At 68.8% G+C, this 25,039-nt stretch carries 27 protein-coding genes and 1 pseudogene; 12 read left to right on the top strand and 16 right to left on the bottom strand.

Annotation, left to right across the window (positions count from 1 at the left end):
* Nucleotides 1-78 precede the first annotated feature (78 nt).
* Together BLQ77_RS06390 and BLQ77_RS06385 are read left to right on the top strand one after the other, a co-directional pair.
* Nucleotides 79-786 (top strand): AzlC family ABC transporter permease, encoded by a 708-nt coding sequence (locus BLQ77_RS06390; RefSeq protein ID WP_089956812.1) that lies wholly within the window; start codon nucleotides 79-81, stop codon nucleotides 784-786.
* The gene (locus tag BLQ77_RS06385; protein ID WP_089956809.1) at nucleotides 783-1,109 is read left to right on the top strand and encodes a branched-chain amino acid transport AzlD family protein; all 327 of its coding nucleotides are present in this window, start codon (nucleotides 783-785) and stop codon (nucleotides 1,107-1,109) included. The genes BLQ77_RS06390 and BLQ77_RS06385 overlap by 4 nt, the downstream gene beginning before the upstream one ends.
* Here the strand turns inward: BLQ77_RS06385 and BLQ77_RS06380 are convergent.
* From BLQ77_RS06380 to BLQ77_RS06365, 4 genes and pseudogenes are all read right to left on the bottom strand, one after another.
* Nucleotides 1,094-1,720 carry a hypothetical protein gene (locus BLQ77_RS06380; RefSeq protein ID WP_008887236.1) on the bottom strand — a complete coding sequence of 209 codons (627 nt, stop codon included), beginning with the start codon at nucleotides 1,718-1,720 and terminating at the stop codon, nucleotides 1,094-1,096. The genes BLQ77_RS06385 and BLQ77_RS06380 overlap by 16 nt on opposite strands.
* A gap of 28 nt (nucleotides 1,721-1,748) precedes the next feature.
* Nucleotides 1,749-1,883, bottom strand: coding sequence for an aa3-type cytochrome c oxidase subunit IV (locus tag BLQ77_RS06375; RefSeq protein WP_008886997.1), 135 nt, complete (start codon nucleotides 1,881-1,883; stop codon nucleotides 1,749-1,751).
* Nucleotides 1,884-2,020: 137 nt separating this feature from the next.
* Entirely contained in the window at nucleotides 2,021-3,049 is a 1,029-nt protein-coding gene (locus tag BLQ77_RS06370) for an MBL fold metallo-hydrolase (protein WP_089956807.1), read from the bottom strand.
* Nucleotides 3,050-3,053: 4 nt separating this feature from the next.
* Nucleotides 3,054-4,755 (bottom strand): annotated as a pseudogene (locus tag BLQ77_RS06365) (acyl-CoA dehydrogenase family protein).
* Between the two features lie 121 nt (nucleotides 4,756-4,876).
* Between BLQ77_RS06365 and BLQ77_RS06360 the strand changes: the two are divergent.
* Nucleotides 4,877-5,833, top strand: coding sequence for an L-threonylcarbamoyladenylate synthase (locus tag BLQ77_RS06360; RefSeq protein WP_040384684.1), 957 nt, complete (start codon nucleotides 4,877-4,879; stop codon nucleotides 5,831-5,833).
* Between the two features lie 21 nt (nucleotides 5,834-5,854).
* Here the strand turns inward: BLQ77_RS06360 and BLQ77_RS06355 are convergent, their stop codons facing one another.
* Both BLQ77_RS06355 and BLQ77_RS06350 read right to left on the bottom strand, forming a co-directional pair.
* Nucleotides 5,855-6,061 (bottom strand): hypothetical protein, encoded by a 207-nt coding sequence (locus BLQ77_RS06355; protein ID WP_089956804.1) that lies wholly within the window; start codon nucleotides 6,059-6,061, stop codon nucleotides 5,855-5,857.
* Between the two features lie 127 nt (nucleotides 6,062-6,188).
* On the bottom strand, nucleotides 6,189-6,764 hold the full coding sequence (locus BLQ77_RS06350) for a YqgE/AlgH family protein (protein WP_089956801.1): 576 nt from the start codon (nucleotides 6,762-6,764) through the stop codon (nucleotides 6,189-6,191).
* Between the two features lie 149 nt (nucleotides 6,765-6,913).
* Between BLQ77_RS06350 and BLQ77_RS06345 the strand changes: the two genes are divergently transcribed.
* The gene (locus tag BLQ77_RS06345) at nucleotides 6,914-7,714 is read left to right on the top strand and encodes a protein-disulfide reductase DsbD domain-containing protein (RefSeq protein ID WP_040384681.1); all 801 of its coding nucleotides are present in this window, start codon (nucleotides 6,914-6,916) and stop codon (nucleotides 7,712-7,714) included.
* A gap of 18 nt (nucleotides 7,715-7,732) precedes the next feature.
* Here the strand turns inward: BLQ77_RS06345 and BLQ77_RS06340 are convergent, their stop codons facing one another.
* The 5 genes from BLQ77_RS06340 to BLQ77_RS06320 form a co-directional block, all read right to left on the bottom strand.
* Nucleotides 7,733-11,122 (bottom strand): efflux RND transporter permease subunit, encoded by a 3,390-nt coding sequence (locus BLQ77_RS06340; protein WP_089956798.1) that lies wholly within the window; start codon nucleotides 11,120-11,122, stop codon nucleotides 7,733-7,735.
* A 3-nt stretch (nucleotides 11,123-11,125) separates the two neighbouring features.
* A complete protein-coding gene (locus BLQ77_RS06335; RefSeq protein WP_089956794.1) occupies nucleotides 11,126-12,601 on the bottom strand; it encodes an efflux RND transporter periplasmic adaptor subunit in 1,476 nt (491 codons plus the stop codon).
* A 99-nt stretch (nucleotides 12,602-12,700) separates the two neighbouring features.
* Nucleotides 12,701-13,243 (bottom strand): molybdenum cofactor biosynthesis protein B, encoded by a 543-nt coding sequence (moaB, locus tag BLQ77_RS06330; protein WP_008886741.1) that lies wholly within the window; start codon nucleotides 13,241-13,243, stop codon nucleotides 12,701-12,703.
* Nucleotides 13,244-13,264: 21 nt separating this feature from the next.
* Nucleotides 13,265-13,810, bottom strand: a complete 546-nt coding sequence (locus tag BLQ77_RS06325; RefSeq protein WP_089956792.1) for a hypothetical protein — start codon at nucleotides 13,808-13,810, stop codon at nucleotides 13,265-13,267.
* Nucleotides 13,807-14,598 carry a uracil-DNA glycosylase gene (locus tag BLQ77_RS06320; protein WP_089956788.1) on the bottom strand — a complete coding sequence of 264 codons (792 nt, stop codon included), beginning with the start codon at nucleotides 14,596-14,598 and terminating at the stop codon, nucleotides 13,807-13,809. Before BLQ77_RS06320 ends, BLQ77_RS06325 begins: the two co-directional genes overlap by 4 nt.
* Nucleotides 14,599-14,772: 174 nt before the next feature.
* Between BLQ77_RS06320 and BLQ77_RS06315 the strand changes: the two genes are divergently transcribed.
* The 7 genes from BLQ77_RS06315 (at nucleotide 14,773) to BLQ77_RS28680 (ending at nucleotide 19,673) form a co-directional block, all read left to right on the top strand.
* Nucleotides 14,773-15,723 carry an aspartate carbamoyltransferase catalytic subunit gene (locus BLQ77_RS06315; protein WP_008887132.1) on the top strand — a complete coding sequence of 317 codons (951 nt, stop codon included), beginning with the start codon at nucleotides 14,773-14,775 and terminating at the stop codon, nucleotides 15,721-15,723.
* Nucleotides 15,720-16,268, top strand: a complete 549-nt coding sequence (locus BLQ77_RS06310; protein WP_008887043.1) for a hypothetical protein — start codon at nucleotides 15,720-15,722, stop codon at nucleotides 16,266-16,268. The genes BLQ77_RS06315 and BLQ77_RS06310 overlap by 4 nt, the downstream gene beginning before the upstream one ends.
* Before the next feature lie 126 nt (nucleotides 16,269-16,394).
* Nucleotides 16,395-17,678: a dihydroorotase gene (gene pyrC / locus BLQ77_RS06305; RefSeq protein ID WP_089956785.1), complete on the top strand. Its 1,284-nt coding sequence runs from the start codon at nucleotides 16,395-16,397 to the stop codon at nucleotides 17,676-17,678.
* Nucleotides 17,678-18,289 (top strand): glycerol-3-phosphate 1-O-acyltransferase PlsY, encoded by a 612-nt coding sequence (plsY, locus tag BLQ77_RS06300; protein ID WP_008886959.1) that lies wholly within the window; start codon nucleotides 17,678-17,680, stop codon nucleotides 18,287-18,289. Before pyrC ends, plsY begins: the two co-directional genes overlap by 1 nt.
* An 84-nt stretch (nucleotides 18,290-18,373) precedes the next feature.
* Nucleotides 18,374-18,937, top strand: coding sequence for a bifunctional transcriptional activator/DNA repair enzyme AdaA (locus BLQ77_RS06295; protein ID WP_008887106.1), 564 nt, complete (start codon nucleotides 18,374-18,376; stop codon nucleotides 18,935-18,937).
* Nucleotides 18,934-19,449, top strand: a complete 516-nt coding sequence (locus BLQ77_RS06290; RefSeq protein WP_089956781.1) for a methylated-DNA--[protein]-cysteine S-methyltransferase — start codon at nucleotides 18,934-18,936, stop codon at nucleotides 19,447-19,449. The genes BLQ77_RS06295 and BLQ77_RS06290 overlap by 4 nt, the downstream gene beginning before the upstream one ends.
* A gap of 77 nt (nucleotides 19,450-19,526) precedes the next feature.
* The gene (locus tag BLQ77_RS28680) at nucleotides 19,527-19,673 is read left to right on the top strand and encodes a hypothetical protein (RefSeq protein WP_165617039.1); all 147 of its coding nucleotides are present in this window, start codon (nucleotides 19,527-19,529) and stop codon (nucleotides 19,671-19,673) included.
* A gap of 64 nt (nucleotides 19,674-19,737) precedes the next feature.
* On the opposite strand, the gene BLQ77_RS06285 is transcribed toward BLQ77_RS28680, so the two are convergent.
* Nucleotides 19,738-20,337 carry a 2-hydroxychromene-2-carboxylate isomerase gene (locus tag BLQ77_RS06285; RefSeq protein ID WP_089956777.1) on the bottom strand — a complete coding sequence of 200 codons (600 nt, stop codon included), beginning with the start codon at nucleotides 20,335-20,337 and terminating at the stop codon, nucleotides 19,738-19,740.
* A 99-nt stretch (nucleotides 20,338-20,436) separates the two neighbouring features.
* On the opposite strand from BLQ77_RS06285, the gene BLQ77_RS06280 reads away from it, so the two are divergent.
* Nucleotides 20,437-21,447 (top strand): ribose-phosphate pyrophosphokinase, encoded by a 1,011-nt coding sequence (locus BLQ77_RS06280; RefSeq protein WP_008886576.1) that lies wholly within the window; start codon nucleotides 20,437-20,439, stop codon nucleotides 21,445-21,447.
* 277 nt (nucleotides 21,448-21,724) lie between these two features.
* Here the strand turns inward: BLQ77_RS06280 and BLQ77_RS06275 are convergent, their stop codons facing one another.
* The 4 genes from BLQ77_RS06275 to BLQ77_RS06260 all read right to left on the bottom strand — a co-directional run bounded on the left by BLQ77_RS06275 (nucleotide 21,725) and on the right by BLQ77_RS06260 (nucleotide 25,027).
* A complete protein-coding gene (locus BLQ77_RS06275; RefSeq protein WP_008886482.1) occupies nucleotides 21,725-22,072 on the bottom strand; it encodes an H-type lectin domain-containing protein in 348 nt (115 codons plus the stop codon).
* A gap of 141 nt (nucleotides 22,073-22,213) precedes the next feature.
* Nucleotides 22,214-22,648 (bottom strand): F0F1 ATP synthase subunit epsilon, encoded by a 435-nt coding sequence (locus BLQ77_RS06270; protein ID WP_008886839.1) that lies wholly within the window; start codon nucleotides 22,646-22,648, stop codon nucleotides 22,214-22,216.
* 56 nt (nucleotides 22,649-22,704) lie between these two features.
* A complete protein-coding gene (gene atpD / locus BLQ77_RS06265; protein WP_008886749.1) occupies nucleotides 22,705-24,129 on the bottom strand; it encodes a F0F1 ATP synthase subunit beta in 1,425 nt (474 codons plus the stop codon).
* Between the two features lie 16 nt (nucleotides 24,130-24,145).
* Entirely contained in the window at nucleotides 24,146-25,027 is an 882-nt protein-coding gene (locus BLQ77_RS06260; protein WP_089956774.1) for a F0F1 ATP synthase subunit gamma, read from the bottom strand.
* Nucleotides 25,028-25,039 lie beyond the last annotated feature (12 nt).

Here is a 25,039-nt window from a genome sequence, read left to right as displayed (position 1 = left end):
GTCCTCCGCGACCGCGCCGTTTGCATCTTTTCCCGGGCTTGGATACGGCTTTGCCGAACCCTTCCGGAAAGGAAAACCATGGCCGGGCCCGGCGTGAAGTCAAGTTACTGGAGAGGGCTGCGCGACGGCCTGCCCTTCCTGCTCGTGATCGTCCCGTTCGCGACGCTCTTCGGCGTGCTGGCCGACGACGCCGGGCTGAACGCGGCCGAAGCGCTTGGCTTCTCGGTCGCGGTGATCGCAGGCGCCGCCCAGTTCACCGCGCTCCAGCTCATGCAGGACCACGCGCCGCTGATCGTGGTGCTGGCCTCGTCGCTGGCGGTGAACCTGCGGATGGCGATGTACTCTGCCTCGCTGACCCCGCACCTCGGCCACCTGCCGCTGTGGAAGCGCGGCATCGCGGCGTATTTCCTCATCGACCAGTCCTACGCGCTCGGCATCATCAAGTTCGAGAAGGACCGCGAGCTGAGCCAGGCCGAGCGTTTCGCCTATTTCATCGGGACGGTCTCGGGGATCTGCCCGTTCTGGTACATCTTCACCGTGGTGGGCGCGCTGGTCGGCTCGAACATTCCGATGAACACCGGGCTCGACTTCGCCATGCCGATCGCCTTCATCGCGCTGGTGGGACCGGGGCTGCGCACCGGTGCGCACATGTCCGCCGCCTTCGTGGCGAGCGCCTCGGCGCTGCTCTTCGCCTTTCTGCCCTACAATCTCGGCCTGCTGGTCGCGGCGGTGCTGGGCATGGCCGCGGGGGCCGAGGTCGAACGCAGATGGGGAGCACCGGCATGATCGACCGCGTCGACCTCTGGACCGTCATCATCGGGCTCGGCATCGGCAGCTTCGGGCTGCGCTTCGTCTTCCTCGGGCTGGTCGGCGACCGCCCCCTGCCCGCGTGGCTGATGCGCCACCTGCGCTACACCGCCGTGTCGGTGCTGCCGGCGCTGGTCATGCCGCTGATCGTCTGGCCCACGGCCACCGGAGGCGAGACCGATCCGGTCCGCCTTGCGGCTGCAGCCGTGGCGCTGGCGGTGGGCTACTTCGCCCGCAACCCGCTGCTCGCGATGGTCGTGGGCGCCGCAGTGCTCGTCGCCGGCGGTTACTGGGTTTCCTGAGCCTCGAACCGGGCGATGGCGACGGCCTTGTCGTCGGCATCATCCTCGCGCACCACGCGCTCGGTCACGCCCGGGTGCTGCGCGAGATTGTCGGCGAGCTTGTTGGGGAACCACGTGCGGTTGATGTCCCCGAAGCCAGGCAGCTGCGACAGCACGCCCGAGGTCGCGACGGTGCATTGCGACTGCGATACGGCGCCGTAGGATTCGGCCAGCTGCAACGCCCTCTCGGCGACGTCCGGCGAGACCTCGACACGCTGGATGCGCACCCGGTAGGTCTCGCGCGCGTGGGCGCGTTCGTAGAACTGCTCGATGCGCGGGGTGACGCCGTAGAGCACGTCATCGCGCTCGAGCAGGCCGACCGCCCGTACCGAGCCCGCCGGGTCGAAGATCACGCGCTGCGAGGGCGCGTTGATCATCAGGCTCGAATGCGCCCCCGCCTCGCTGCGGTTGTTGATCATGGTGTAGAGCGTCAGCGCAGGCGGCCCGTCATGGACGTAGGCCGCCGCTGCGATGGCCTCGAGCGAGGCGTTTTCCCGGTTCGCCGAAGGGGTCGTGCAGCCCGCAAGGGCAGAGGCGGCCAGAACGGCAAGGACCGTGGCACGGAAGTACATCGCAGGCAGCTCCTGAGAGGACGTGGCGTCAGGCGCCGAAGATCGCCATGATGACCACGATCACGAAGATCACGGCAACGGTGCGGATCACGAACTTGATGAACCCGTGAAAGGTCTGTTCCTGATCGGTGATGTCCATGGTGCCGTGCTTGTGCTCAGCCATTCGTCCGCTCCGTCCCTGTGAATTAAGGTCTCTCCGTGGAATTGGTTAGCCGATTTGATTGGCCCTGTCACCTGCCCAAAAAGCACGATCTTTCAATGCCTGCCGGCCCCCCGGGGCGGGAGGCCCGGCAGCCGTGCTCAGAGCGCCTGCCAGGTCCAGGCGCCATCCTCGCGCAGCACCCGCTGCACCCGGCCCTCGTGCCAGAGGTGCAGGCAGTGGGCCATGGCCTCGACCAGCGCCAGCCCGTACTCGGCCTCGCCGATGTTGCGCTTGAAGAGCACCGGGAAGCAGTCACCCGCGGTTTTCGGCACGTCGAGGTAGCCGTGCAGCCGGTTCAGCGCGGAATGGTGGTTCTCGATCAGCTGCGCCATGCGGAAGGGCAGCCCGGTGAACGGCAGCTTGTGGCCGCCAAGCACGAGGTGCTCGGGCCGCGCCAGCTCGGCGAGGCGCTCGCAGGCCTCGAGCCAGTCGCCCACCGGGTCGGCCTCGGGCTCGGTGGCGTAGACGCCGATGTTGGAGCTGATGGTCGAGAGGATCTGGTCGCCGGACAGAACGAGATTGTCGTCGCGCGACCAGAGCGTGGCGTGCTCGGGGGCGTGGCCGTTGCCGATGTGCACGTCCCAGGTGCGGCCGCCGATGCGGATGCTGTCGCCCTGCCGGATGCGGGTGAAACCCAGCGGCATCGGCCAGACGCAGTCCGAGAAGTTGAACGGCCGCTCGGCGCTGCGCTTGGCGAGGATCTGGGGCGCCATGCCGCAGCGGCGCCAGTAGGTCAGCTGCGCCTCGGTTGGCAGCTCCTGCGAATCGAGCGTCAGCATGCGCGAGAACAGCCACGCGGTGCGCGTGGTCACCAACTCGGCACCACGTTCCTGGAACCAGCCGGCGAGGCCGACGTGGTCGGGGTGGTGATGGGTCACCAGGACCCGCGTCACCGGCTTGCCCATGAGCGGGCCCGCCAGCAGCGTCTCCCAGATCGCCTGCGTGCGCTTTGACGAGAAGCCGGTGTCGACGACGGTCCAGCCATCGCCGTCATCCAGCGCGTAGACGTTGACATGGTCCAGCGCCATGGGCAGCGGCAGGCGCATCCAGAGCACCCCCTCCGCCACTTCGATCGCGCTGCCCAGCTCGGGCGGGGTGTCGTACGGGTAGCTGATGCAACCGGTCATGGGATCAGGCCGCGAGATCGTCGGGGGAGATCTCCATCAGCTCGGCCTCGCCGGCGCGGACGTGGCCGAGAAGTCCCGCGTGTTCCGGCAGCAGGCGCGTGATGTAGTAGCGCGCGATGCGCCCGTGCGCCCCGTCGGGATCGGCCATCGCCGCCCGCAGGTGGTAATGCCCGCCCAGCACCCGGGCGAAGGCGCGCAGGTAGGGCACCGCGGTGCCGAAGCGCTCGGCCATGGGCTGGGCGACCAACCATTCGGTGGTCTCGCGCAGGGTCTCGGCGGCCTCCCAGACGGCGCCCGCGAGATCGGGCAGAGCGCCCTTGGCGGCCTCGGCGTCGGCCTCGATCTCGTCGAGCAGACGGGCCGCGGCCTCGCCGCCGTCCATCAGCTTGCGGCCGACCATGTCCATCGCCTGGATGCCGTTGGTGCCCTCGTAGATCGCCGTGACCCGCACGTCGCGGTAGAACTGAGCGGCGCCGCTTTCCTCGACGTAGCCCATGCCACCGTGCACCTGCACGCCCATCTCCGAGACCTCGCAGCCGATGTCGGTGCCGAAGGCCTTGGCGATGGGGGTCAGGAAGGCCGCACGGGCGTCCCACTCGGCCTCACCGGTGGCGCGCCCCATGTCGATGGAGATGGCGCAGTCCAGCGCGATGGCGCGGGCGGCGAAGATCTCGGCCTTCATCGTCGCCAGCATGCGGCGCACGTCGGCGTGGCCGATGATGGTGTCGAAGGGGCTCTTGCCCTGCTTGCGCTCGTTGGCGAAGGCCAGCGCGTGCTGGTAGGCGCCCTCGGCCGCCCCCACGCCCTGACCGCCGACGCCGAGGCGGGCGTTGTTCATCATGGTGAACATGGCCTTCATGCCGCTGCCCGGGGCGCCGATCATCCAGCCGGTGGCGCCCTCGTAGGACATCACGCAGGTCGGCGAGCCGTGCAGGCCCATCTTGTGCTCGAGGCTCACCACCTTGAGGCTGTTGGCCACGCCCGGGTTGCCGGCGGCATCGGGGATGAACTTCGGCACCATGAAGAGGCTGATGCCCTTGGTTCCCGCAGGCGCACCGGGAAGCCGCGCCAGCACGAGGTGGCAGACGTTCTCGACGAAATCCGCATCGCCCCAGGAGATGAAGATCTTCTGGCCGGTGATGGCGTAGGTGCCGTCGCCGTTGTCATCGGCCCTGGAGGACAGCGCGCCCACGTCCGAGCCCGCCTGCGGCTCGGTGAGGTTCATGGTCCCCGACCACTCGCCCGAGATCAGCTTGGGCAGGTACAGGGCCTTGATCTCGTCCGAGGCGTGGTGCTCAAGCGCCTCGATCTGGCCCTGCGTCAGCAGCGGGTTCAGCTGCAGCGACAGGCAGGCGCCCGACATCATCTCGTTGACTGCGGTCGAGATCACCACCGGAAGCCCCATGCCGCCGTATTCGGGATCCGCGGTGATCGCCACCCAGCCGCCGTCCGAGATCGCCTTGTAGCCCTCGGCGAACCCGGGCGAGCTGCGCACGACGCCGTTCTCGAGCCGCGCCGGATGCAGGTCGCCGTTGCGCTGCAGCGGGGCCATCACCTCGTCGCACATCTTGCCCGCCTCGGTCAGCACCGCGGTCACCGTATCGGTGGTCGCTTCGGAAAAGCGCTGCGTGTCCTGCACGGCAGAGAAACCGACGACATTTTCAAGAAGGAAGCTGAACTCGGAGACGGGGGGCGCGGTACGGCATGACCATGTTCCAATCACGGTTGGCAATATGTGAGCACTGAGCTAGTCAATGCGGCAATTCTCGGGAAGCGACCCTAGTCGCCCCCGCGCCCCTGTCCAACCAAAACGCGGCGTCACGACGAATGAGCGAAATGGCAACCCAGCGCCTCACGGCCGACCCCGAGGGCATCGCCCGCGCCGCCACGCTGCTGCGCGACGGCCAGCTGGTCGCCTTCCCGACCGAGACCGTCTACGGGCTGGGCGGCAACGCGCTCGACGATCGCGCCGTGGCCGGCATCTTCGAGGCCAAAGGCCGCCCCTCGTTCAACCCGCTGATCGTTCACCTCGCCGATCTCGACGCGGTCAAGGAACTGGTGCAGTGGTCCGATCTCGCCGACGTTGCGGCGCAGGTGTTCTGGCCCGGCCCGCTGACCATGGTGCTGCCGATCCGCGCGGGCGCGAAGGTGTCGAAGCTGGTCAGCGCCGGGCTCGACTCGCTGGCGGTGCGGATGCCCGCGAGCCCGGTGGCACGCACGCTCCTGCGCGAATGCGGCTGCCCGGTGGCGGCGCCCTCGGCCAACCGCTCGGGCCGCATCAGCCCGACCCGCGCCGAGCACGTGCTCGAGACCCTCGACGGGCGCATCGCGGCGGTGCTCGACGGCGGCCCCTGCGACGTGGGGCTCGAATCGACCATCCTCGGGCTCACCGGCAAGCCGACGCTGCTGCGCCCCGGCCGGGTCACCGCCGCGCTCCTGTCCGAGGCGCTCGGCCGCCCGGTGATGGAGCGGCGCGACCGTGACCAGATCTCGGCCCCCGGCCAGCTTGCCTCGCATTACGCTCCGAACGCGCGGGTCCGGCTCAATGCCTCCGAGTGGCACGAGGGCGAGGCACGGCTCGGCTTCGGCCGCACCGAGGGCGACTGCGACCTGAACCTCTCGCCCGCGGGGGATCTGGTCGAGGCCGCGGCGAATCTGTTCGAATACCTGCACCGGCTCGATTCCTCGGGCGCCGAGGTCATCGCGGTCATGCCGGTTCCCCATGTCGGGCTGGGCGTGGCGATCAACGACCGGCTCAGCCGCGCCGCCGCGCCGCGGGGCTGAGACCGCAAGACCGCCGAGGCGTCAGTCGGTCTCGGGCTCCGGCCGCTCGATTACCACGAAGGCCACCGCCGTCACCACGAAAAGCAGCTGCACCAGAACCATGAAGCTGCGGTCCTCCTGCACCGCCCCCGCGGGCGGAAGGAACAGGTGCAGCTGTTGAAAAGACGAGATCAGCAGGATGGTGGTCACGATGCGCACCGGCAGCCCGCCAGCCGCTGTTTGCGTCATCCCGCCGATTGGCAAATGTCTCGCCCGCAGACAAACCCCCGCAGACAAAACCCAAGGGGACCGCCGCGCCACGATTTGCCGCAGGTTGACGCAAGTGCACACCGCCGCCGGGCAGCGCGCTTGCAGGTCAGGCGGTGCCGCCCTCGGCCGAAAGCAGGTGCGCCGGGATCCCCATGGAATTCAGCGCCGCTTCCCATTTCGAGGCATCGGCGGTGTCGAAGACCAGCGCGGGCGAGGCATCGCACACCAGCCAGGCGTTCTGTGCCAGCTCGCCCTCGAGCTGCCCCGGCCCCCAGCCGGCATAGCCCAGCATCGCCATCCAGCGCTCGGGCGGGTTGCCGCGGGCGATGGTCTCGAGCACGTCGAGCGTGCCGGTCATGTTGAAATCCTCGTCGACCTGCAGCGTGGTGAGCCCGGACTTGTAGTCGGGCGAGTGCAGCACGAATCCCCGGCCGGCCTCGACCGGCCCGCCGAAATGCACCTGCCGCAGGTCGAGCCCCGGGGCCGGCGAGATCGAGAGCTGTTCGAGCAGGGCCGCCATGGTGACGTCGCCCGACGGCTTGTTCACGATCAGCCCCATCGCGCCCTCGTCGGAGTGAGCGCACATGTAGACCACGGCATGTTCGAATCGCGGGTCGCCCATGCCCGGCATGGCAATGAGCATCTTGCCCGTAAGATCGGTTGCGCCAGAGGCGATATCCATTCGGTTGCTGTCCTGCTCGGGGTTGCCCCTCCAACATGACCCCCAGCCGGGTATGGTGCAAGGGAGGACATGTCACACAGTCGGGCTCACACGGTGCTCTCGCCGCAATGTGACTTGGCAACTCATTCCGAATTGCCCATGTGTCGAGCATGATCCGAGCCCTGACCAAGACCCTTGCCGCCTGCCTCGCGCTCGCCCTGCCGCTTCAGCCGGCACAGGCGGAAGAGCCCGTGCGGGCCGAGCTGCGCCCCGGCTGGCGCCTGCCCAACGGCGACCACATGGCAGCGCTGCACCTGTCGCTGGCGCCGGGGTGGAAGACCTACTGGCGCGCGCCCGGGGATGCCGGCATCCCGCCGAGCTTCGACTGGAAGGGCACCCGCAATGCCCGCGACATCGCCGTGCTCTGGCCGACGCCGCACGTGTTCTGGCAGTCCGGCATGCGCTCGGTGGGCTACAAGGGCGACCTCGTGCTGCCGATCCGGATCACCCCCGGCAACAAGGGCGAGATCACCCTGAAGACCGAGATGCAGATGGGTCTCTGCAGCGACATCTGCGTGCCCCACACGCTCCGCATCGACGCCACCCTGCCCGCCGAGGGCAGCACGCCCGACCCTATGATCGCCTCGGCGCTGGCCTCGGCACCGTTCTCGCGCGGCGAGGCCTCGGTGCGCGCGGTGCGCTGCAGCGTGCGCCCGGTGGACGGCGGCGTCTCGCTGCGGGCCGAGATCGACATGCCCCGCGCCGGTGCCGAAGAGGAAGCGGTGGTCGAGAGCGGCCAGCCCACGGTATGGGCCGCCGAGCCGCAGACCCGCCGCGAGGGCGGCACGCTGGTGACCGAGACCAAGCTCATGCACATGGACGGCAAGCCGTTCATGCTCGACCGCTCGCGGCTGCGCTTCACCGTTCTGGGCAGCGAGCACGCGGTCGACATCCAGGGTTGCGACAGCTGATCCTTCAGGCGTTCGGCCTCAGGCGGCCCGCCGCCGGCGCTGAATCAACAGAGCGACAGAGGCCAGCGCCCAGATCAGAACGATCCCCGCGGCCACGCCCCCGATGAAGAGCACGAAGGCCGCCCCGAGCGGGGCCAGCAGCGCCAGTGACGGAAGCGCCAGCACGTGCAGAAGCGTGCCCGTCACCGCCACGTAGCCCATCGTCGCCCCCAGCCACAGCACCACCGCCGCCAGCGCGAGGCCCATCAGCGCCCGCACCGGCGCCATGCGGAAACGGACGCCGCGCCGGAACGCCGCCAGCCGCCGGCTGATGTCGTGCTGCACCGCGATCAGCGCGGGCACCACCATCAGCACCAGAAGCATCCCGAAGCCCAGCCCGTAGACCAGCGTGATCACCGTGGGCTTGAGGAACTGCGCGTCCGCGCTGCGCTCGTAGAGCAGCGGCGCGAGGCCCAGCACCGTGGTCGCGGTGGTCAGGAACACCGGCCTCAGCCGGTCCGCCGTACCGTCGATGATCGCGCGGAACATGCCGCGGTCGGGCGCGTATTCGTCGATCTGCGTCACCAGCACGATGGAATCGTTGATGATGATGCCGGTCATGCCGAGGATGCCCACCACGGTGAACATCGACATCGGCACCTCCCACAGCGCGTGGCCGTAGATCGTGCCGACGAGGCCGAAGGGAATCACCGACATCACAACCAGCGGCCGGGTCCAGCTCGCGAAGACCCATGCCAGCACGAGGTAGATACCCAGCAGCACCAGCGTGAGGCCTGTCCGCGCATCCGAGAGGAACGCATCCTCCTGCTCGGACAGTCCGGCCATCCGGAACTCGATCTGCCGCCGCTCGGCGATCGAGGGCAGGATCTCCTGTTCGAGCGCCTGCATGATCTCGGCGGCGCGGTCGGCGTCGTCCTCGGAGATGTCTCCGGTGACCGAGATCAGCCGGATGCCGTTCTCGCGCCGCACCGTCGAGAAGCCGGTCTGCCGCGTCACGCTGACCAGATCGGCAAGCGGTACATAGGCGCCTTCGGGGGTGCGCAGCTGCGTGCGTTCGAGAAAGTCGGCGGTCTGCTCGGTCTCGGGCAGCTCGACGCGGATCTCGGTGCTGCGCGGGCCGTCGGGATAGGTCGCCGCCTCGATGCCGCCGATGCGGTGCCGCAGCACCGTGCCCAGCGCGTCGATGGTGAAGCCCAGCGCCTTGCCCTGCGGCGTCAGCTCAAGCACCAGCTCGTCCTTGTCGTAGCTGAGGTTGTCCTCGACCGCCGAGACCTCGGGAAAGCGCAGCAGCGCGGTCTTCAGATCCTCGGCGGCGGCCTTCAGGGTCTCGGAGGTGGCGCCGAAGAACTGCACGTCCAGCGCCGAATCCCCGGGGCCGGAACGCCAGCCGCGGAAGCTGATGGTCTCGACCAGCGGGTGCCGCTCGACCCGCTCCTGCAGCTCGCCCACGAAGGCGAAGCTGGAATAGGGCCGCAGGTCGGCGTCGATGAGCTCGATCGAGATGCCGCCAAGCTGGTCCTCGTCCTTGCTGTCGCTCCCCGCGAGGCCGTACCCTGCGTTGCCGCCGATCTCGGCGATCACGTAGTCGATGGGGTTGCGACCGTAGCGGTCCTCGTACTCGCGACCAAGCTCGTCGGCCATGCGCTGCAGCATCCGCATCTGCTCGAGTGTGTCGGCGCGTTTGGCCCCGGGCGCCATGGCGAAGTTGCCGGTGATCGAGGGCTGCTCGGGCGAGTTGAAGAAGCGCCACTGCACGTCGCCCCGGATGAACAGCGCCGCCTGGCTCGCAAAGGCCAGCACGGCGCCGGCCAGCACCACGTAGCGGGCCCGTATGACGCCCGCCATGAACGGCCGGAACAGCCGCTCGCGGACCCAGCGGAAGCCGCGGTTCACCATGCGTGAGGGCATGTCGTACCAGTGCTGCTTGCGCGAATGCGCGATGGCGTGGGCCATGTGATTGGGCAGGATCAGGAAGCACTCCACGAGGCTCGCCAGCAACACCGCGATCACCGTGAAGGGGATGTCCTGGATCATCTGACCGAAGCGCCCGCTGATCGCGGTGAGCCCGAAGAAGGCGATGACCGTGGTCAGGGTCGACGAGAACACCGGCAGCGCCATGCGCCGCGCGGCAAGCTCGGAGGCCTCGACCGGCCCGTAGCCGTGGCGCGACATGTGGTCCGCGTGCTCGCCCACCACGATGGCGTCGTCCACCACGATGCCCAGCGTGATGATCAGCGCGAAGAGCGAGATCATGTTGATGGTGAGCCCCGAGGCATACATCAGCGCCAGCGCCGCCAGCATCGAGGTCGGGATCCCCGCTGCCACCCACAGCGCGGTGCGGGCGTTGAGGAACAGGAACAGCAGCACGACCACCAGCAGAAGGCCGGTGGCGCCGTTCTCGAGCAGGATGTTGAGCCGTGCGGTGATCGCCTCGGCGCGGGTGCGGATCAGGTCGACGCTGGTGCCCTCGGGCAGCGCCGCCTGGAACGACCGCGCCACGTCCTCGACCGTGTGCTGGATCTTGATGGCGTCGCCCTGCGCCGAGCGGTCCACGCGGATCGAAATCGCCGGATTGCCGCCGACGAAATAGGTGCGGGCGCGGTCGACGCCCTCGACCCGCACGGTCGCCACGTCGCCGACGGTCAGCTTGGTGCCGTCCTGTTCCGAGCGCAGCACGATGGCCGCGATGTCGTCGGCGCTGCGCTTCTCGACGCCGGTGCGCACGCGGGCATTGGCGCCCGAGACGTCGCCCGCCGGGTTGGCATCGACCTCGCCGGCGATGGCGGTCGCGATCTCCTGCATAGTGACGTCATGGGCGATGAGGTTGCGCGTCGGCACCTCGACGATGACCTGCGGCGCGGCGAGCCCGCGGATGGTGGTGCGGGTCACGCCCTCGGAGAAGAGCCGCAGCACGAACTCGTCGGCGAAGCGGGCAAGCTGGGCGGTCGCCACCGGACCGGTGATCACCACGTCGGTCACCCGGTCGCGCCAGCCACCCGAACGGATGGTCGGGTCCTCGGCGTCGTCGGGCAGCTCGGTCACGCTGTCCACGGCGACCTGGATATCGTCCACCGCCTTCATCATGTCGTAGCCCGGCTCGAACTCGAGCTCGATCGAGGCCGAGCCCTCGCGCGACATGCTCTCGGAACTCACCACCCCCTCGACCGCGAGCAGCGTCGGCTCCAGCAGCTGCACGATGCCCGAATCGACGTCCTCGGGACCGGCGCCCTCCCACGTGACGCGGACGGTCACGTCGTCGTCCACCACGTCGGGGAAGAACTGCGCCCGCATGTTGGGCACCGCGAGCAGCCCCGAGGCCAGCAGGATCACAAGCAGCAGGTTCGCGACCGTGGGGTGGCGGGTGAAGTAGCTGAGGATGCCGCGCGCCGGGCCGGGGATCTGTCGCAAGGATCAGCCCCCCATCCGCTCTTCGATGCGCTGCACCACCTGCACCGGCACCCGGTCCTGCGACAGCTGCGAGAGGATTCGCTCCTTGGCCTCGGCCGGCATCCGCGTGCTGGATTCGACGAAGGCCACCAGACGCGCCCGCTGCTCGGTGGAGAGCTCGACCATCTCGGGGCCCTCGGTCGCGGCGGGCGTCGCCGTCGCGGCGCCCTGGCCCGCGCGCAGCGGCCGCACCTTGATGCCGGCGCCAAGCAGCGGCGTGCGCTCCATGACGACCTCGCGGCCTTCCAGCGCATCGCCCTGAACCAGCACGTCGTCGCCCTGACGGCGCAGCAGCCTGACCGGCACCGGCTCGAGCCGGTCGTCGGCATCCAGCGCCAGCACCTGGCTCGCAGCGTCGAGCGCCGTTGACGGCAGGCGCACCACCCGCTCCAGCGGCGCCTCGGTGACCTCGACGGTGACGAAATCGCCGGGCTTCAGCCCCGCGGGCCGGTCAAGCGTCGCATAGAGCAGCCGCCCGGTCTGGCCTGCGCCCACCGCCGCCCCCTCGCGGGAGAGCCGCCCCTCGGCCACCAGATCGGCACCGTAGAGTTCGAGCCGCGCCAGCACCGGCGTGGCGCGCGGGCGTCCGTCGTCGCCCAGCAGCCGGGCGTATTGCAGGGTCGAGACCCGGAACGCCACCTCGAGCGCCTCGGGATCGACCAGCGTGGCAAGCTGTTCGTTGGCCGAGACCCGGCGCCCGGCCACCACGGCCACGTCACTGAGCTGGGCGTCGAAGGCGGCGCGGATCTCGGTCTCGTCGAGCCGGCGCTGCGCCTCGTCACGGCTGATCCGTGCCCGCGCGAGCCCCGTGGTCGCCTGGTCGACCCGGGCCACGGCCTGCGCCACCGCCTGCCGCTGGCTCACCACCGACTGCCGCGCCGAGGATGCGGCCAGCTCGGCCTCTTCGACCGCAGCGGCGGTGCCGACATCGCGCCGGGCAAGGTCCTGCTGCCGCTCGTAGGCGTTCTGGCGCAGCACCGCCTGCTCCTCGGCGGCGCCCAGCGCATCTTCCTCGAGCCCGACCGCCCGGCGCGCCTCCCGCAGCTCAGCCTCGGCGTCGGTGAGGGCGGTCTCGGCGCTCTGCAGCGCCGCCTCGAGATCCGCCGGGTCGATGCGTGCCAGCACCTGCCCCGCCGCCACCCGTCCGCCTTCGACGAACTCGGGCGCGAGCTCCATCAGCGTGCCCTCGATGGCGCTGCGCAACTCCAGCGTGCGGCGGCTCTGGACCTCGCCGAAGGCGGTCAGCACCGGGGTCACGGTCTCGAAGGCGACCGGCGTCACGTTCACCGCGAAGACCCGTTCGCGCGCCTCGGGCATGCGCGGCACATCGTTCAGCCGCACCATCACCGCGTCGCGCACCAGCGCCCCGGCGTAGACCAGCAGCGCCAGGGTCAGCGAGAGCAGAAAGAGACCAACGAGGCTCTGGCGGAGAAAACGCATCCTGGCTTCCCTCGGGGATCGGACCAAAGGGCCCTGACTCAGATTATCATATGAGACGACACGCCGTGTCGCACCACGTTCATGTTACGTGGTTTCGCGTCATTTCCGTCGCTTGTGTTCCTCGAGGCGCGGAAAGATCTCGACGAAATTGCAGGGCAGGTGCCGGTAATCGAGCTGGAACCCGAGGATTTCGTCCCAGGCATCGCGGCAGGCGCCGGTGCTTCCCGGCAGCGCGAACAGGTAGGTGCCGCCCGCAACCCCGCCGGTGGCGCGGCTCTGCACCGCGCTGGTGCCGATTTTCTGCATGGAAATCAGGGTGAAGACCGTCCCGAAGGCGTCGATCTCCTTCTCGTAGACATCCCGGTGCGCTTCGACAGTCACGTCGCGCCCGGTGAGCCCGGTGCCGCCGGTCGAGATCACCACGTCGATCTCGGGGCTGGCGACCCACTCACGCAGTTGTGAGGCGATCAGCTCGCGGTCGTCGGTGCAGATCGCCCGCGCCGCGAGCGTATGGCCCGCGTCGGTGAGCCTCTGCACCAGCGTGTCGCCCGAGCGGTCCTCGGCCAGGGTGCGGGTGTCGGAGACGGTAAGAACGGCGATGCGGACGGGAATGAATTCTCGCGACTCGTCGATACGGGACATGGCGGCCTCGGGTGGTCGGTTTCAGCGGCAGGGCTCGGTCACAGGCAGGCGCGGCGTGGCGAAGACCTTCGCGAAGCGCCTCAGCGACGCATCCTCTGCGATATGGGCGGCAAAGGCCAGCGGCGCGCTGTCGCGGTCGCGGCTATCGAGCGCCATACGCCCGCGCGCCCGTTCGAGCGCCGCCAGCATCGCCGAGCGCCGCGCCTCGGGCGACATCGGCGGCACGGTGTTCTCGGCGAAGAAGTCCACGCCGCGCAGCAGCTGCCCCGCCGCCCGGTCGCGCTGTGGCACGGTGAAAAGGTCGGGGCAGCTCTGGACCGCCGCCGCCACCACCACCAGGCGGCGCAGGGCACAGCCCGCCGGGCCCCAGCCGCTCTGGTCCTCGGCCCGGATGCGCCGACCGCGGCGCTCGACGATCACCGGCCCCGGCAGTTCGAGCCGCTCGACCCCGGGTGCCGGACGCAGGACCGCGTCGGCGTGCTCGGCAAAGAGCCGGTCGTAGTCGATGGCGAATTCCGCAGCGGCGGCGGGCGTGGCGAGCATCAGCGCGAGGGCAAGCGCCCTCACCCCAGAGCCCGCAGCTTGGCACCGATCGCGAGCATGTCGGCCCAGGCCTCGCGCTTCATCTGCGGCTGGCGCAGCAGGTAGGCAGGGTGGAACATCGGCATCGCAGGGCGCCCCTCGGCCTCGGCCCAGTTGCCGCGCAGCCGGGTGATGCCGCGCCGCCCGAGCAGCGCGTCGCAAGAGATGTTGCCCATGATCACCAGCAGGTCCGGGTCGACCAGCGCGATGTGCCTGGCAAGGAACGGCTTCATCATCGCGATCTCGTCGGGCCGCGGATCGCGGTTCTGCGGAGGCCGCCACGGCAGCACGTTGGTGATGTAGACATTCTCGGCCCGCGACAGCCCCAGCGGCGCCAGCATCCGGTCGAGAAGCTGCCCGGCGCGGCCCACGAAGGGGCGGCCCTGCAGATCCTCGTCACGGCCCGGCGCCTCGCCCACGATCATCACACGCGCATCGGGGGCGCCGTCGCTGAACACGAGGTTCCGCGCACCCCGCTTGAGGGCGCAATGTTCGTAGGCCCCGATGGCGGCGCGCAGCTCGTCGAGGGTCGAGGCGGCAGCGGCGGCCTCTTGCGCCACGACCACAGGATCGGGCCCGGCGTCGGCGACAGGGATCGGCGGCGGTGCCCCCCGGCCCCCGGCAGGGGCTGCGGACACGGCACGAGCTGCCTGCGCCTCGACCTCATGGGCGAAGCGGTCGACGGGCGTCTCGCCGATCGCCTCGTCGGCGCCCAGCTCGATCTGCCAGTCCAGCGCGGCGCGCGCCCAGTGCCAGTCCATCCCCGAATCCATGGCGCCATCCTATCCCCGTGCCCCGGCGCCGGAAATCCCCTCTCGTCCTCTTATGTCCCCATATCGTTTCAAATCCGCACGATCCCGCCCCTTGGGCACTGCGGCAGCTGCACGGGCTTGTCCCGTGCCCCTGCGCTTCCTATAACCGCCAGCAGTCTTTCAGGGAGCCGACCCATGCGTTTCGACCAGCGTCACCTACTCGGAATCGAGCCGCTGCGCCCGGACGAGATCACCACGCTGCTCGATCTGGCGGATCAGTACGTGACGCTGTCGCGGCGCCGCGAGAAGCACTCGAACGTGCTGTCGGGTCTCACCCAGATCAACATGTTCTTCGAGAACTCGACCCGCACGCAGTCCAGCTTCGAGCTCGCCGGCAAGCGGCTGGGCGCAGACGTGATGAACATGGCGATGCAGGCCAGCTCGATCAAGAAGGGCGAAACCCTGATCGACACGGCGCTCACGCTCAACGCCATGCACCCCGACCTGCTGGTGGTGCGCCACCCGCATTCCGGCGCCGTCGACCTGCTGGCGCAGAAGGTGAACTGCGCCGTGCTCAACGCCGGCGACGGCCGCCACGAGCACCCGACGCAGGCGCTGCTCGACGCGCTGACCATCCGCCGCGCCAAGGGCCGGCTGCACCGGCTCAACATCGCCATCTGCGGCGACATCGCCCACAGCCGCGTGGCGCGCTCGAACATCCTGTTGCTGCACAAGATGGAGAACCGCATCCGCCTTGTCGGCCCGGCCACGCTGATGCCTCCGGGCATGTCCGAGTTCGGGGTCGAGGTCTACGACGACATGCGCGAGGGCCTGCGCGACGCCGACGTGGTGATGATGCTGCGCCTCCAGAAAGAGCGCATGGACGGCGGCTTCATCCCCTCCGAGCGCGAATATTACCACCGCTGGGGGCTGGATGCCGAAAAGCTCTCCTACGCGGCACCGGACGCCATCGTGATGCACCCCGGCCCGATGAACCGCGGCGTCGAGATCGACGGTACCATCGCCGACGACATCAACCGCTCGGTGATCCAGGAGCAGGTCGAGATGGGCGTTGCGGTTCGCATGGCGGCGATGGACCTGCTGGCCCGCAACCTGCGCGCGCGACCCACGGAGCTCTCCGCATGACGAAGATGCAGATCAACGGGTCCGAAACCGGCACCGTCCGGGTCTTCCACCTCGATCTGCCTCCCGAAGCGGTGGAGCGCTTCACCACCCAGGCCGGGACCGGGGAATACCCGCTGCAATACGCCCTCGGGGCGAGTCACCTGCGCCCCGCCTTCGTCGACGTGGTGGCGCTGCGCGACCTCGGGGACATGGCGCTGTCGGCCTATCTCGCCGAGGCCTACCAGGTCCCTTCGCGTGAGCTTCGCGACCTGCGCCCGCAGCTCGACGCGCTGCACGGCCACGTGGTGATCCTGCCGAGCCAGGCCTTCGACCACCAGAGCCAGGAGCTTGCGGTCGCGAGCCCGTTGCGCTGGGTCGGCACCTTTTCCGAGGAACGGGCCAGGCCCCGCGGTCCCAAGCTGCGCAGCACCTCGGCCGAGGGCCGCTCCGCCGGCACCGCGCCCACCGGCGAGGCGCCCAAGAGCCGCGCTCTGCTCTTCACGCTGATCGCCCTCGCCGTGGTGGTTCTGCTGCTTGCCGTGGCGCTTTTCGGGACGGCGGGATGACGCCCGTGGCACCGCACCGCCGGGGCCGGGGATTGACCCTTTTCCTTTCAGCTTTCTTCAAATACTCAAACGCCGCATCTCCTACCCGCGCCGACGCCCGCGAAGCCTGACCAGGGACCGCCAAGCATGACCGCCACCCTCATCACCAACGCCCGCCTGATCGACCCCGAGCAGGGCACCGTCACCGCGGGCGCCGCCCTGCTGCGCGACGGCGTGCTGGCCGAGCTCTTCGACACCGCCGAGCCCGGTCTCACGGATGCCGACCGCATCGACGCCCGCGGCGCCTTCCTCGCGCCGGGCATCGTCGACATCGGCGTCAAGGTGGGCGAGCCCGGCGACCGGCACAAGGAAAGCTACAAGACCGCGGGTCTGGCCGCCGCCGCCGGTGGCGTCACCACCATCGTCACCCGCCCCGACACCACGCCCGCCATCGACACCCCCGAGGTGCTCGAGTTCATCCGCGACCGGGCCGAGGACGACAGCCCGGTGAACGTGCTGCCCATGGCGGCGCTCACCAAGGGCCGGGCGGGCCGTGAGATGACCGAGATCGGCTTCCTGCTCGACGCCGGCGCCGTGGCCTTCACCGATTGCGACCACGTGGTCACCGACACCAAGGTGCTGGCCCGCGCCATGACCTATGCCCGCTCGCTCGGCGCGCTGGTCATCGGCCACCCGCAGGAGCCCGGCCTTTCGAAGGGCGGCGCCGCCACCAGCGGCAAGTTCGCCTCGCTGCGCGGCCTGCCCTCGGTCTCGCCGATGGCCGAGCGCATGGGGCTCGACCGCGACATCGCGCTCGTCGAGATGACCGGCGTGCGCTACCACGCCGACCAGATCACCACGGCCCGCGCGCTGCCGGCGCTGGAGCGCGCCAAGAAGAACGGCTTCGACGTCACGGCGGGCACCTCGATGCACCACCTGACGCTGAACGAGATGGACCTCGCCGACTACCGCACCTTCTTCAAGGTCAAGCCGCCGCTGCGCTCTGAAGACGACCGGCAGGCAGTGGTCGAGGCGGTGCGCTCGGGCCTCATCGACATCATCGGCAGCTTCCACACCCCGCAGGACGAGGAATCGAAGCGCCTGCCCTTCGAGGAGGCCGCAAGCGGCGCCGTCGGGCTCGAGACCATGCTGCCGGTGCTGCTGCGGCTCTACCACTCGGGCGAGCTCGACCTGCCGACGCTGTTCCGCGCGCTGTCGCTGAACCCGGCGCGGCGGCTGGGGCTGCCCTGCGGGCGCATGGCGGCTGGCGCGCCTGCCGACCTCGTGCTCTTCGACGCCGACAAGCCGTTCATCCTCGACCGCTTCAAACTGCAGTCCAAGTCGAAGAATACCCCCTTCGACGGCGCCCGGCTTCAGGGTAAGGTGCTCGCAACCTTCGTCGCCGGCAAGGCAGTCTACCGGAGCGCCTGATGTTTCCCGAAATCACCACCGCCCCCGTCCTGCTCGCGCTCTGGGCCGCGATCGGGTACCTGCTGGGCTCGATCCCCTTCGGCATGGTCCTCACCCGGGCGATGAAGCTCGGCGACCTGCGCAGCATCGGCTCGGGCAACATCGGCGCCACCAACGTGCTGCGGACCGGCAACAAGGCGGCCGCCGCCGGCACGCTGATCCTCGACGGCGGCAAGGGCGCGGTGGCGGTGCTGCTGGCGCGCTGGCTGGGCGCCGAGGACGCGGCGCAGCTGGCAGGCTTCACCGCCTTCCTCGGACATTGCTACCCGGTCTGGCTCGGCTTCCGGGGCGGCAAGGGCGTCGCCACCTTCCTCGGCCTCGTACTGGCGCTGAGCTGGCCCGTCGGGCTGCTGAGCTGCGCCACATGGCTCGCCGCCGCCGCGTTGTCGCGGATCTCGAGCGTCGGCGCGCTGGTCGCGGCACTGATGTCGACCGCGTGGATGCTGCTGCTGCGCGAGTACGAGTTCACAGGCCTGACCCTCGCGCTGACCGTGCTGATCTTCTGGCGCCACCGCAGCAACCTCGAGCGCCTGCGCGAGGGCACCGAGCCCAAGATCGGCAAGAAGGGCTGACCGCGCCCGCCGCGACTCGCCGTTTTCGGACATCATCATCTCCGCGCGCTCGCCTCGCGGCGCGGCGCGCGGTATCGTTCTGCCATGCTGGATTTCGACACATGCAATGCCGCAAGGCTCCGCCGCGACCCCGCCTATGACGGCGTGTTCTTCATCGCCGTGCGGACCACCGGCATCTATTGCCGCCCGGTCTGCCCGGTGAAACCGCCGCTGACCCGAAACGTGTCGTTCCTCCCCAGCGCCGCCGCGGCCGAGCGCGCCGGCTACCGCCCCTGCCTGCGCTGCCGCCCCGAGACCGCACCCTTCTGCGCCGCGTGGAACGGCACCCGCACGACGGTCGACCGGGCGTTGCGGCTGATCGACGAGGGCGCGCTCGACGGCGGCACCGTCACCGCCCTCTCCGGGCGGCTTGGCATCGGCGCCCGCCACCTCGCGCGGCTGTTCTCGGAACAGGTCGGCGCTTCGCCGCTGCAGGTGGCCCAGACCCGGCGCCTGCAGCGGGCCAAGCGGCTGCTCGACGAGACCACTCTGCCGATGGCCGAGATCGCGCAGCGCGCGGGCTTCGGCAGCCTGCGCAGCTTCAACGCCGCCTTCTCGCGGCTCTATGGCCGCGCTCCCTCGACCCTGCGGCGGAGGCGCGCGGCATGACGGCGGCGCTCTCCTGGTGCCACACCGACAGCCCGATCGGCCCGCTGCTGCTGGCCGGCGACAGCGACGCGCTGCATTTCCTGAGCTTCCCGTCCGGCCACAAGGCCTTCGGCCCGCGCGAAGGCTGGCACGAGGACCCCACTCCCTTCGACGCGGTGCGCCGCCAGCTCGACGCCTATTTCGCCGGCACGCTGACACGCTTCGACCTGCGCCTCGCCCCGCAGGGCACCGCCTTCCAGACCCGCGTCTGGCAGCTGCTGGCCGAGATTCCCTACGGCACCACCCGCAGCTACGGCGCGCTCGCCACCCAGCTCGGAACACCAAATGCCAGCCGCGCCGTGGGCGCCGCCAACGGTGCCAACCCGATCCCCATCATCCTGCCCTGCCACCGCGTCATCGGGCAGGACGGCGCGCTCACCGGCTTCGGCGGCGGGGTCGAGGTGAAGCGCTTCCTCCTGCAGCACGAGGCCGAGGTCTCGGGCGTGGCCGAGACGCAACTGTCGCTCTTCTGAAGATACGAACTTGGCTTGACCCGGGAACTTTCCGGGGCAAAACCCGGTTTGCACTCCGTACGAAAGGAGCCAGTCTCATGAGCGCACTAATCACAATTCTTCTCATGGCAGCCAGCATCGTCGGACTGTTCAGCCTCAGCGCAGTGGCCATCTGGTGGGCCGGTCGCCTGCCGATCCGCGACAGCGCCGTCCCGACCGTCGCCTCGGTCAAATCCGGGCTCTGATGCCATTGCCCGCCGCCGCGCCCCGCAGGGCACGGCGACCGCTTGGCTGACCGCCCGACGCCTCTCAGAGCTTCCCGGAAAGCACCAGGTCGAGATCCTCGAGCCGGTCCTGCCCCCAGAAGCTCTGCCCGTCCTCTAGTATGTAGAACGGCGCGCCGAACACCCCGGCATTGACCGCGTCCTCGAGATTGGCGGCATAGGTCTCGGCCCCGGCGAGCATGCCGCTGAAGGTCAGACCCGGATCGAAGCCCGCCGCCTTCAGGCAGTCCTGCACGACCGAATCCTCGGCGATATCACGGTCCTCGACCCAGACCGCGCGCAGGATCGAATGCACCAGCCCGCCGAGATAGCCGCCCCCGGCCTTCTGCGCCGCGATGATGGCGTAGGACGCCGGCGCCGCGTTGGTCGGCCAGTGCGCCGGCTTCATGTTGAGCGGCATCCCGGCCTTCTTCGCCTGCCGCGGCAGCTCCTGCGCCCGGTAGGCCATGCGCGAGGGATGCCGGTCCTTCGGCGCCAGCCCCCCGGTGCGGGTGAACAGCGTCATGATGTCAAGCGGCTTGTAGGTGATATCGAGCCCGTGGGCGTCCGCGATCTTCTCCAGCCGCTGCCCCGCGAGGTAGGCATACGGAGAAAGAACCGAGAAATAGTAATCCAGATGCGCCATTGCGTGCTTCCCTGTCCTGAGCGTCTTTGCCCCACGCTACCTGCGTGATAAGCGACCGGCAACGTCACGAATCTGTCATCGCTGCCGGAGCCCCCGTCCATGCCGACCGTCATTGAGCCCAAGCTTATCGCGGGCAATTCCAACAAGCCTCTCGCCAATGCCATCTCGCGCCGGATGTCGCTCTACCGCGGCATGTCCGTGGGACTGGTGGACGCCCGCGTCGAACGGTTCAACGACCAGGAGATCTTCGTCGAGGTCTACGAGAACGTCCGCGGCGAGGACATGTTCATCATCCAGTCGACCTCGCGCCCGGCGAACGACAACCTGATGGAACTGCTGATCATGGCGGACGCGCTGCGCCGCTCGTCGGCGTCCCGCATCACCGCGGTGATCCCCTACTTCGGCTACGCCCGCCAGGACCGCCGCACCAAGGCCCGGACCCCGATCACCGCCAAGCTGGTGGCCAACATGATCCACGAGGCCGGCATCGAACGGGTGCTGACCATGGACCTGCACGCCACCCAGATCCAGGGCTTCTTCGACATCCCCGTCGACAACCTCTACGCCTCGCCGGTCTTCGCGCTCGACATCCTCAAGCATTTCGAGGGCGGGCTCGAGGACGTGATGATCGTCTCCCCCGACGTTGGCGGCGTGGCGCGCGCGCGCGAGCTCGCCAAGCGCATCAACGCTCCGCTCTCGATCGTGGACAAGCGCCGCGAGAAGCCGGGCGAGATTGCCGAGATGACCGTCATCGGTGACGTGACCGGCAAGAAATGCATCATCGTCGACGACATCTGCGACACCGCCGGCACGCTCTGCAAGGCCGCCGAGGTGCTGATGGAGCACGGCGCCACCGAGGTCCACGCCTACATCACCCACGGCGTGCTCTCCGGCCCCGCGGTCGAGCGCGTGAAGAACTCGGTGATGAAGTCGCTGGTGATCACCGACAGCATCGCCGCCACCGAGGACGTCGCCGCCGCCCCCAACATCCGCATCGTGCCGACCGCGCCGATGTTCGCGCAGGCAATTCTCAACATCTGGAACGGCACCTCGGTGTCCTCGCTGTTCGAGACCGACACCCTCGGCCCGATCTACGAAGGCATCCTCTGAGCCTCTGTCCGAAGGGGGCGCGACGCCGTCCCCTTCATCTTGCCGGATAAACTCCGGGGGTGAATTGGCCGCAGGCCAAGAGGGGGCAGCGCCCCCCTCCCCCGTCACCATCCGCACTGGCCCCGGCCATCTTCACCGACATCGCCACCCGCCGCCGGGCCCCGCCCCGAAGGCCCTGCGAACGACGGCCGAACCGGCCATCTTCCAAACGCCTCAGTGCCAACCGAAACGCCGCCCGAACACCGCGCGCGGCCCCGGCAGACACGTCCCCCCGTTGCTACAGCTGCCAGTCGTCCTCGCTCGCGACCTCGCCGATGGCGAGCCACGACATCCGCACCCTTGCGACGCGGGTATCGGCCCAGGTCCGGAACACCAATTCGAAGCCGCTCTCGGTGATGTTCTCGGCAAGGATGTCGGCGCGGATATTGGCGCTCTGGTCCATGTCCCAGAGCGAGAGGGACACCTGCACCGAGGGCGGGCTGCGGAAGGCTTCCGAGAAGCGCACGGCCTTGCGGCGCTCGCGGGTGCCCGAGCCCGTCCACATCTCGCCGCCATTGGCGAAATCCGAGAACAGCTCGGTGTTGCCCTGTTCGATGCCGATGTGCGCGCCCAGCAGTTTCCGCATGCCGTCTCCTCCGTTGCCGAGGGGGGATAGCACCCGGTGCCCCGCCATGGAAGCGCACGGCCCGCGCACAACAGCCCACCGCAAAAGCAAAAGGCCCCGCGCAAGCGGGGCCCTCGATCCGTTCCGGCGACAAGGCCGGGATCAGAAGTTCGGCTGCTTCGGGTCGAGCCCGATGTGGCCACCGATCGCGACCATGTCCATGAGCAGCTTGGCTGCCTCGTCGACCGGGCCGGGTTCGTTGTTGGTGGCTTCCTTGATCTGCCTGTAGGTCGCCTCTGCCTCGGACACCAGCGCCTCGTAGGTCGCCTGGTCCATGTCGGCATGGGGCACGGCCTTCTCGGCCAGGACGGTCACGCCGTCCCCGATCTCGACGAAACCGCCGGTCACGACGAACTCCTCGGCGCCCTTGTCGGTCTCGACCTTCAGGATGCCGGGACGCAGCGTGGTGATCGTGGGCTCGTGACCCGGACCCACGGTGAGGTCACCCTCGGAGCCGGGGATCGCGACCGTCGAAGCCTGGGCGGACAGCAGGTTCCGCTCGGGGCTCACGAGGTCGAATTGCATCGTATCAGCCATAGGGGCCTCCGGTTGAATGGGGGGCGCGGATCACAGAGCCGGCCCCCCGGCAGTCATCAGGCAGCTTCCGCGGCCAGCTTCTCGGCCTTGGCGAGCACCTCGTCGATGCCGCCGACCATGTAGAAGGCTGCCTCGGGCAGGTGGTCGTATTCGCCTGCAACCACGGCCTTGAACGACGAGATGGTGTCTTCGAGCGGAACCTGGACACCGTCGGAGCCGGTGAAGACCTTCGCCACGTCGAACGGCTGGCTGAGGAAACGCTGGATCTTCCGGGCGCGCGCCACGGTCAGCTTGTCCTCTTCCGACAGTTCGTCCATGCCGAGGATGGCGATGATGTCCTGCAGCGACTTGTAGCGCTGGAGGATCCCCTGCACGTCACGTGCCACGTTGTAGTGCTCTTCGCCGACGATCTGCGGGTCGAGGATCCGGCTGTTCGAATCCAGCGGGTCCACGGCCGGGTAGATGCCGAGTTCCGAGATCGCGCGGTTGAGAACCGTGGTCGCGTCGAGGTGGGCGAAGGTGGTCGCGGGCGCGGGGTCGGTAAGGTCGTCCGCGGGAACGTAGACGGCCTGGATCGAGGTGATCGAGCCGTTCTTGGTCGAGGTGATGCGCTCCTGCATCGCGCCCATGTCCGTCGCGAGCGTCGGCTGGTAGCCCACGGCCGAGGGGATACGGCCGAGAAGTGCGGACACCTCGGAGCCTGCCTGCGTGAAGCGGAAGATGTTGTCCACGAAGAACAGAACGTCGGTGCCGGACTGGTCACGGAACTGCTCGGCGAGGGTCAGGCCGGTCAGGGCGACGCGGGCACGGGCCCCCGGCGGTTCGTTCATCTGGCCGTAGACCAGCGCCACCTGCGATTCCGACAGGTTGTCGGGCTTGATGACGTTGGATTCGATCATCTCGTGGTAGAGGTCGTTGCCCTCACGGGTCCGCTCGCCAACACCGGCGAACACGGAGAAGCCCGAGTGCACCTTTGCGATGTTGTTGATCAGTTCCATGATGAGAACGGTCTTGCCCACGCCGGCGCCGCCGAAGAGGCCGATCTTGCCGCCCTTCGAGTAGGGCGCCAGCAGGTCGATGACCTTGATGCCGGTCACGAGGATCTCGGTGTCGGTCGCCTGCTCGTCGAACTCGGGTGCCGGCTGGTGGATCGCACGGTATTCGTCCGCCTCGACCGGGCCCTGCTCGTCGACGGGCTCGCCCACGACGTTCAGGATGCGGCCCAGGGTGGCGTTGCCCACGGGAACCGAGATCGGGCCCTGGGTGTCGGTCACTTCCTGGCCACGGACCAGACCTTCGGTCGAGTCCATCGCGATGGTACGCACGGTGCTTTCACCGAGGTGCTGTGCAACTTCAAGAACCAGGGTCTTGCCGTCGTTGGTGGTGGTCAGCGCGTTCAGGATCTCGGGGAGGTGGTCGTCGAACTTCACGTCGACCACGGCGCCGATGACCTGGGTCACTTTGCCTTTTGCGTTTGCCATTTATCGTCTCCGGTTCTTAGAGCGCCTCGGCGCCCGAGATGATTTCGATCAGTTCGTTGGTGATGACCGCCTGACGCGAACGGTTGTACTCGATGGTCAGCTTGTCGATCATCTCGCCCGCGTTGCGCGTGGCGTTGTCCATGGCGCTCATCCGAGCCCCCTGTTCCGAGGCCGCGTTCTCCAGCAGAGCCGAGAAGATCTGGGTCGCGACACCACGGGGCAGCAGGTCGGCGAGGATACGCTCCTCGTCGGGCTCGTAATCGTAGAGGGGGCCCGTGCCCTCCTCGTCGGACTCCGGCGCCTCGAAGGCGGCCGGGATGATCTGCTGCGCGGTCGGGATCTGGCTGACCACGTTTACGAAGGCCGAGTAGAAGATCGTCGCGACATCGAACTCGCCGGCATCGAAACGTGTCAGCACGTCCTTGGCGATGCCCTGCGCGTCGGCGTAGCCGAGCTTCTTCACCTCGCTCAGGTCGACGTGTCCGACGAACAGATCGGCGAAGTCACGCTTGAGCTGCTCGCGGCCCTTCTTGCCGACGGTCAGGATCTTGACCGTCTTGCCAGCGGCCCTGAGCTTCTCGATCTCGACCCGCGCCTTCTTCACGATGGAGCTGTTGAAACCACCGCAGAGCCCGCGCTCGGCGGTCATGACGACGAGCAGGTGCACGTCGTCATGGCCGGTGCCGGACAGCAGTTTCGGAGCCGTGGCGCTGCCACCGACAGACGCGGCCAGAGCACCGAGCACCTTGTTGAAGCGCTCGGCGTAGGGACGCGACTGTTCGGCAGCATCCTGTGCCCGCCGCAGTTTCGCGGCGGCCACCATCTGCATGGCCTTGGTGATCTTCCGGGTCGACTTGACCGAGGAGATCCGGTTCTTGAGGTCCTTTAGGCTAGGCATGATCCTGTCCTT

Source organism: Salipiger thiooxidans (assembly GCF_900102075.1).
Classification (GTDB): domain Bacteria; phylum Pseudomonadota; class Alphaproteobacteria; order Rhodobacterales; family Rhodobacteraceae; genus Salipiger; species Salipiger thiooxidans.
The sequence above is the reverse complement of the archived record's forward strand: the minus strand, read 5'-3'. Positions and strand labels throughout refer to the sequence as shown.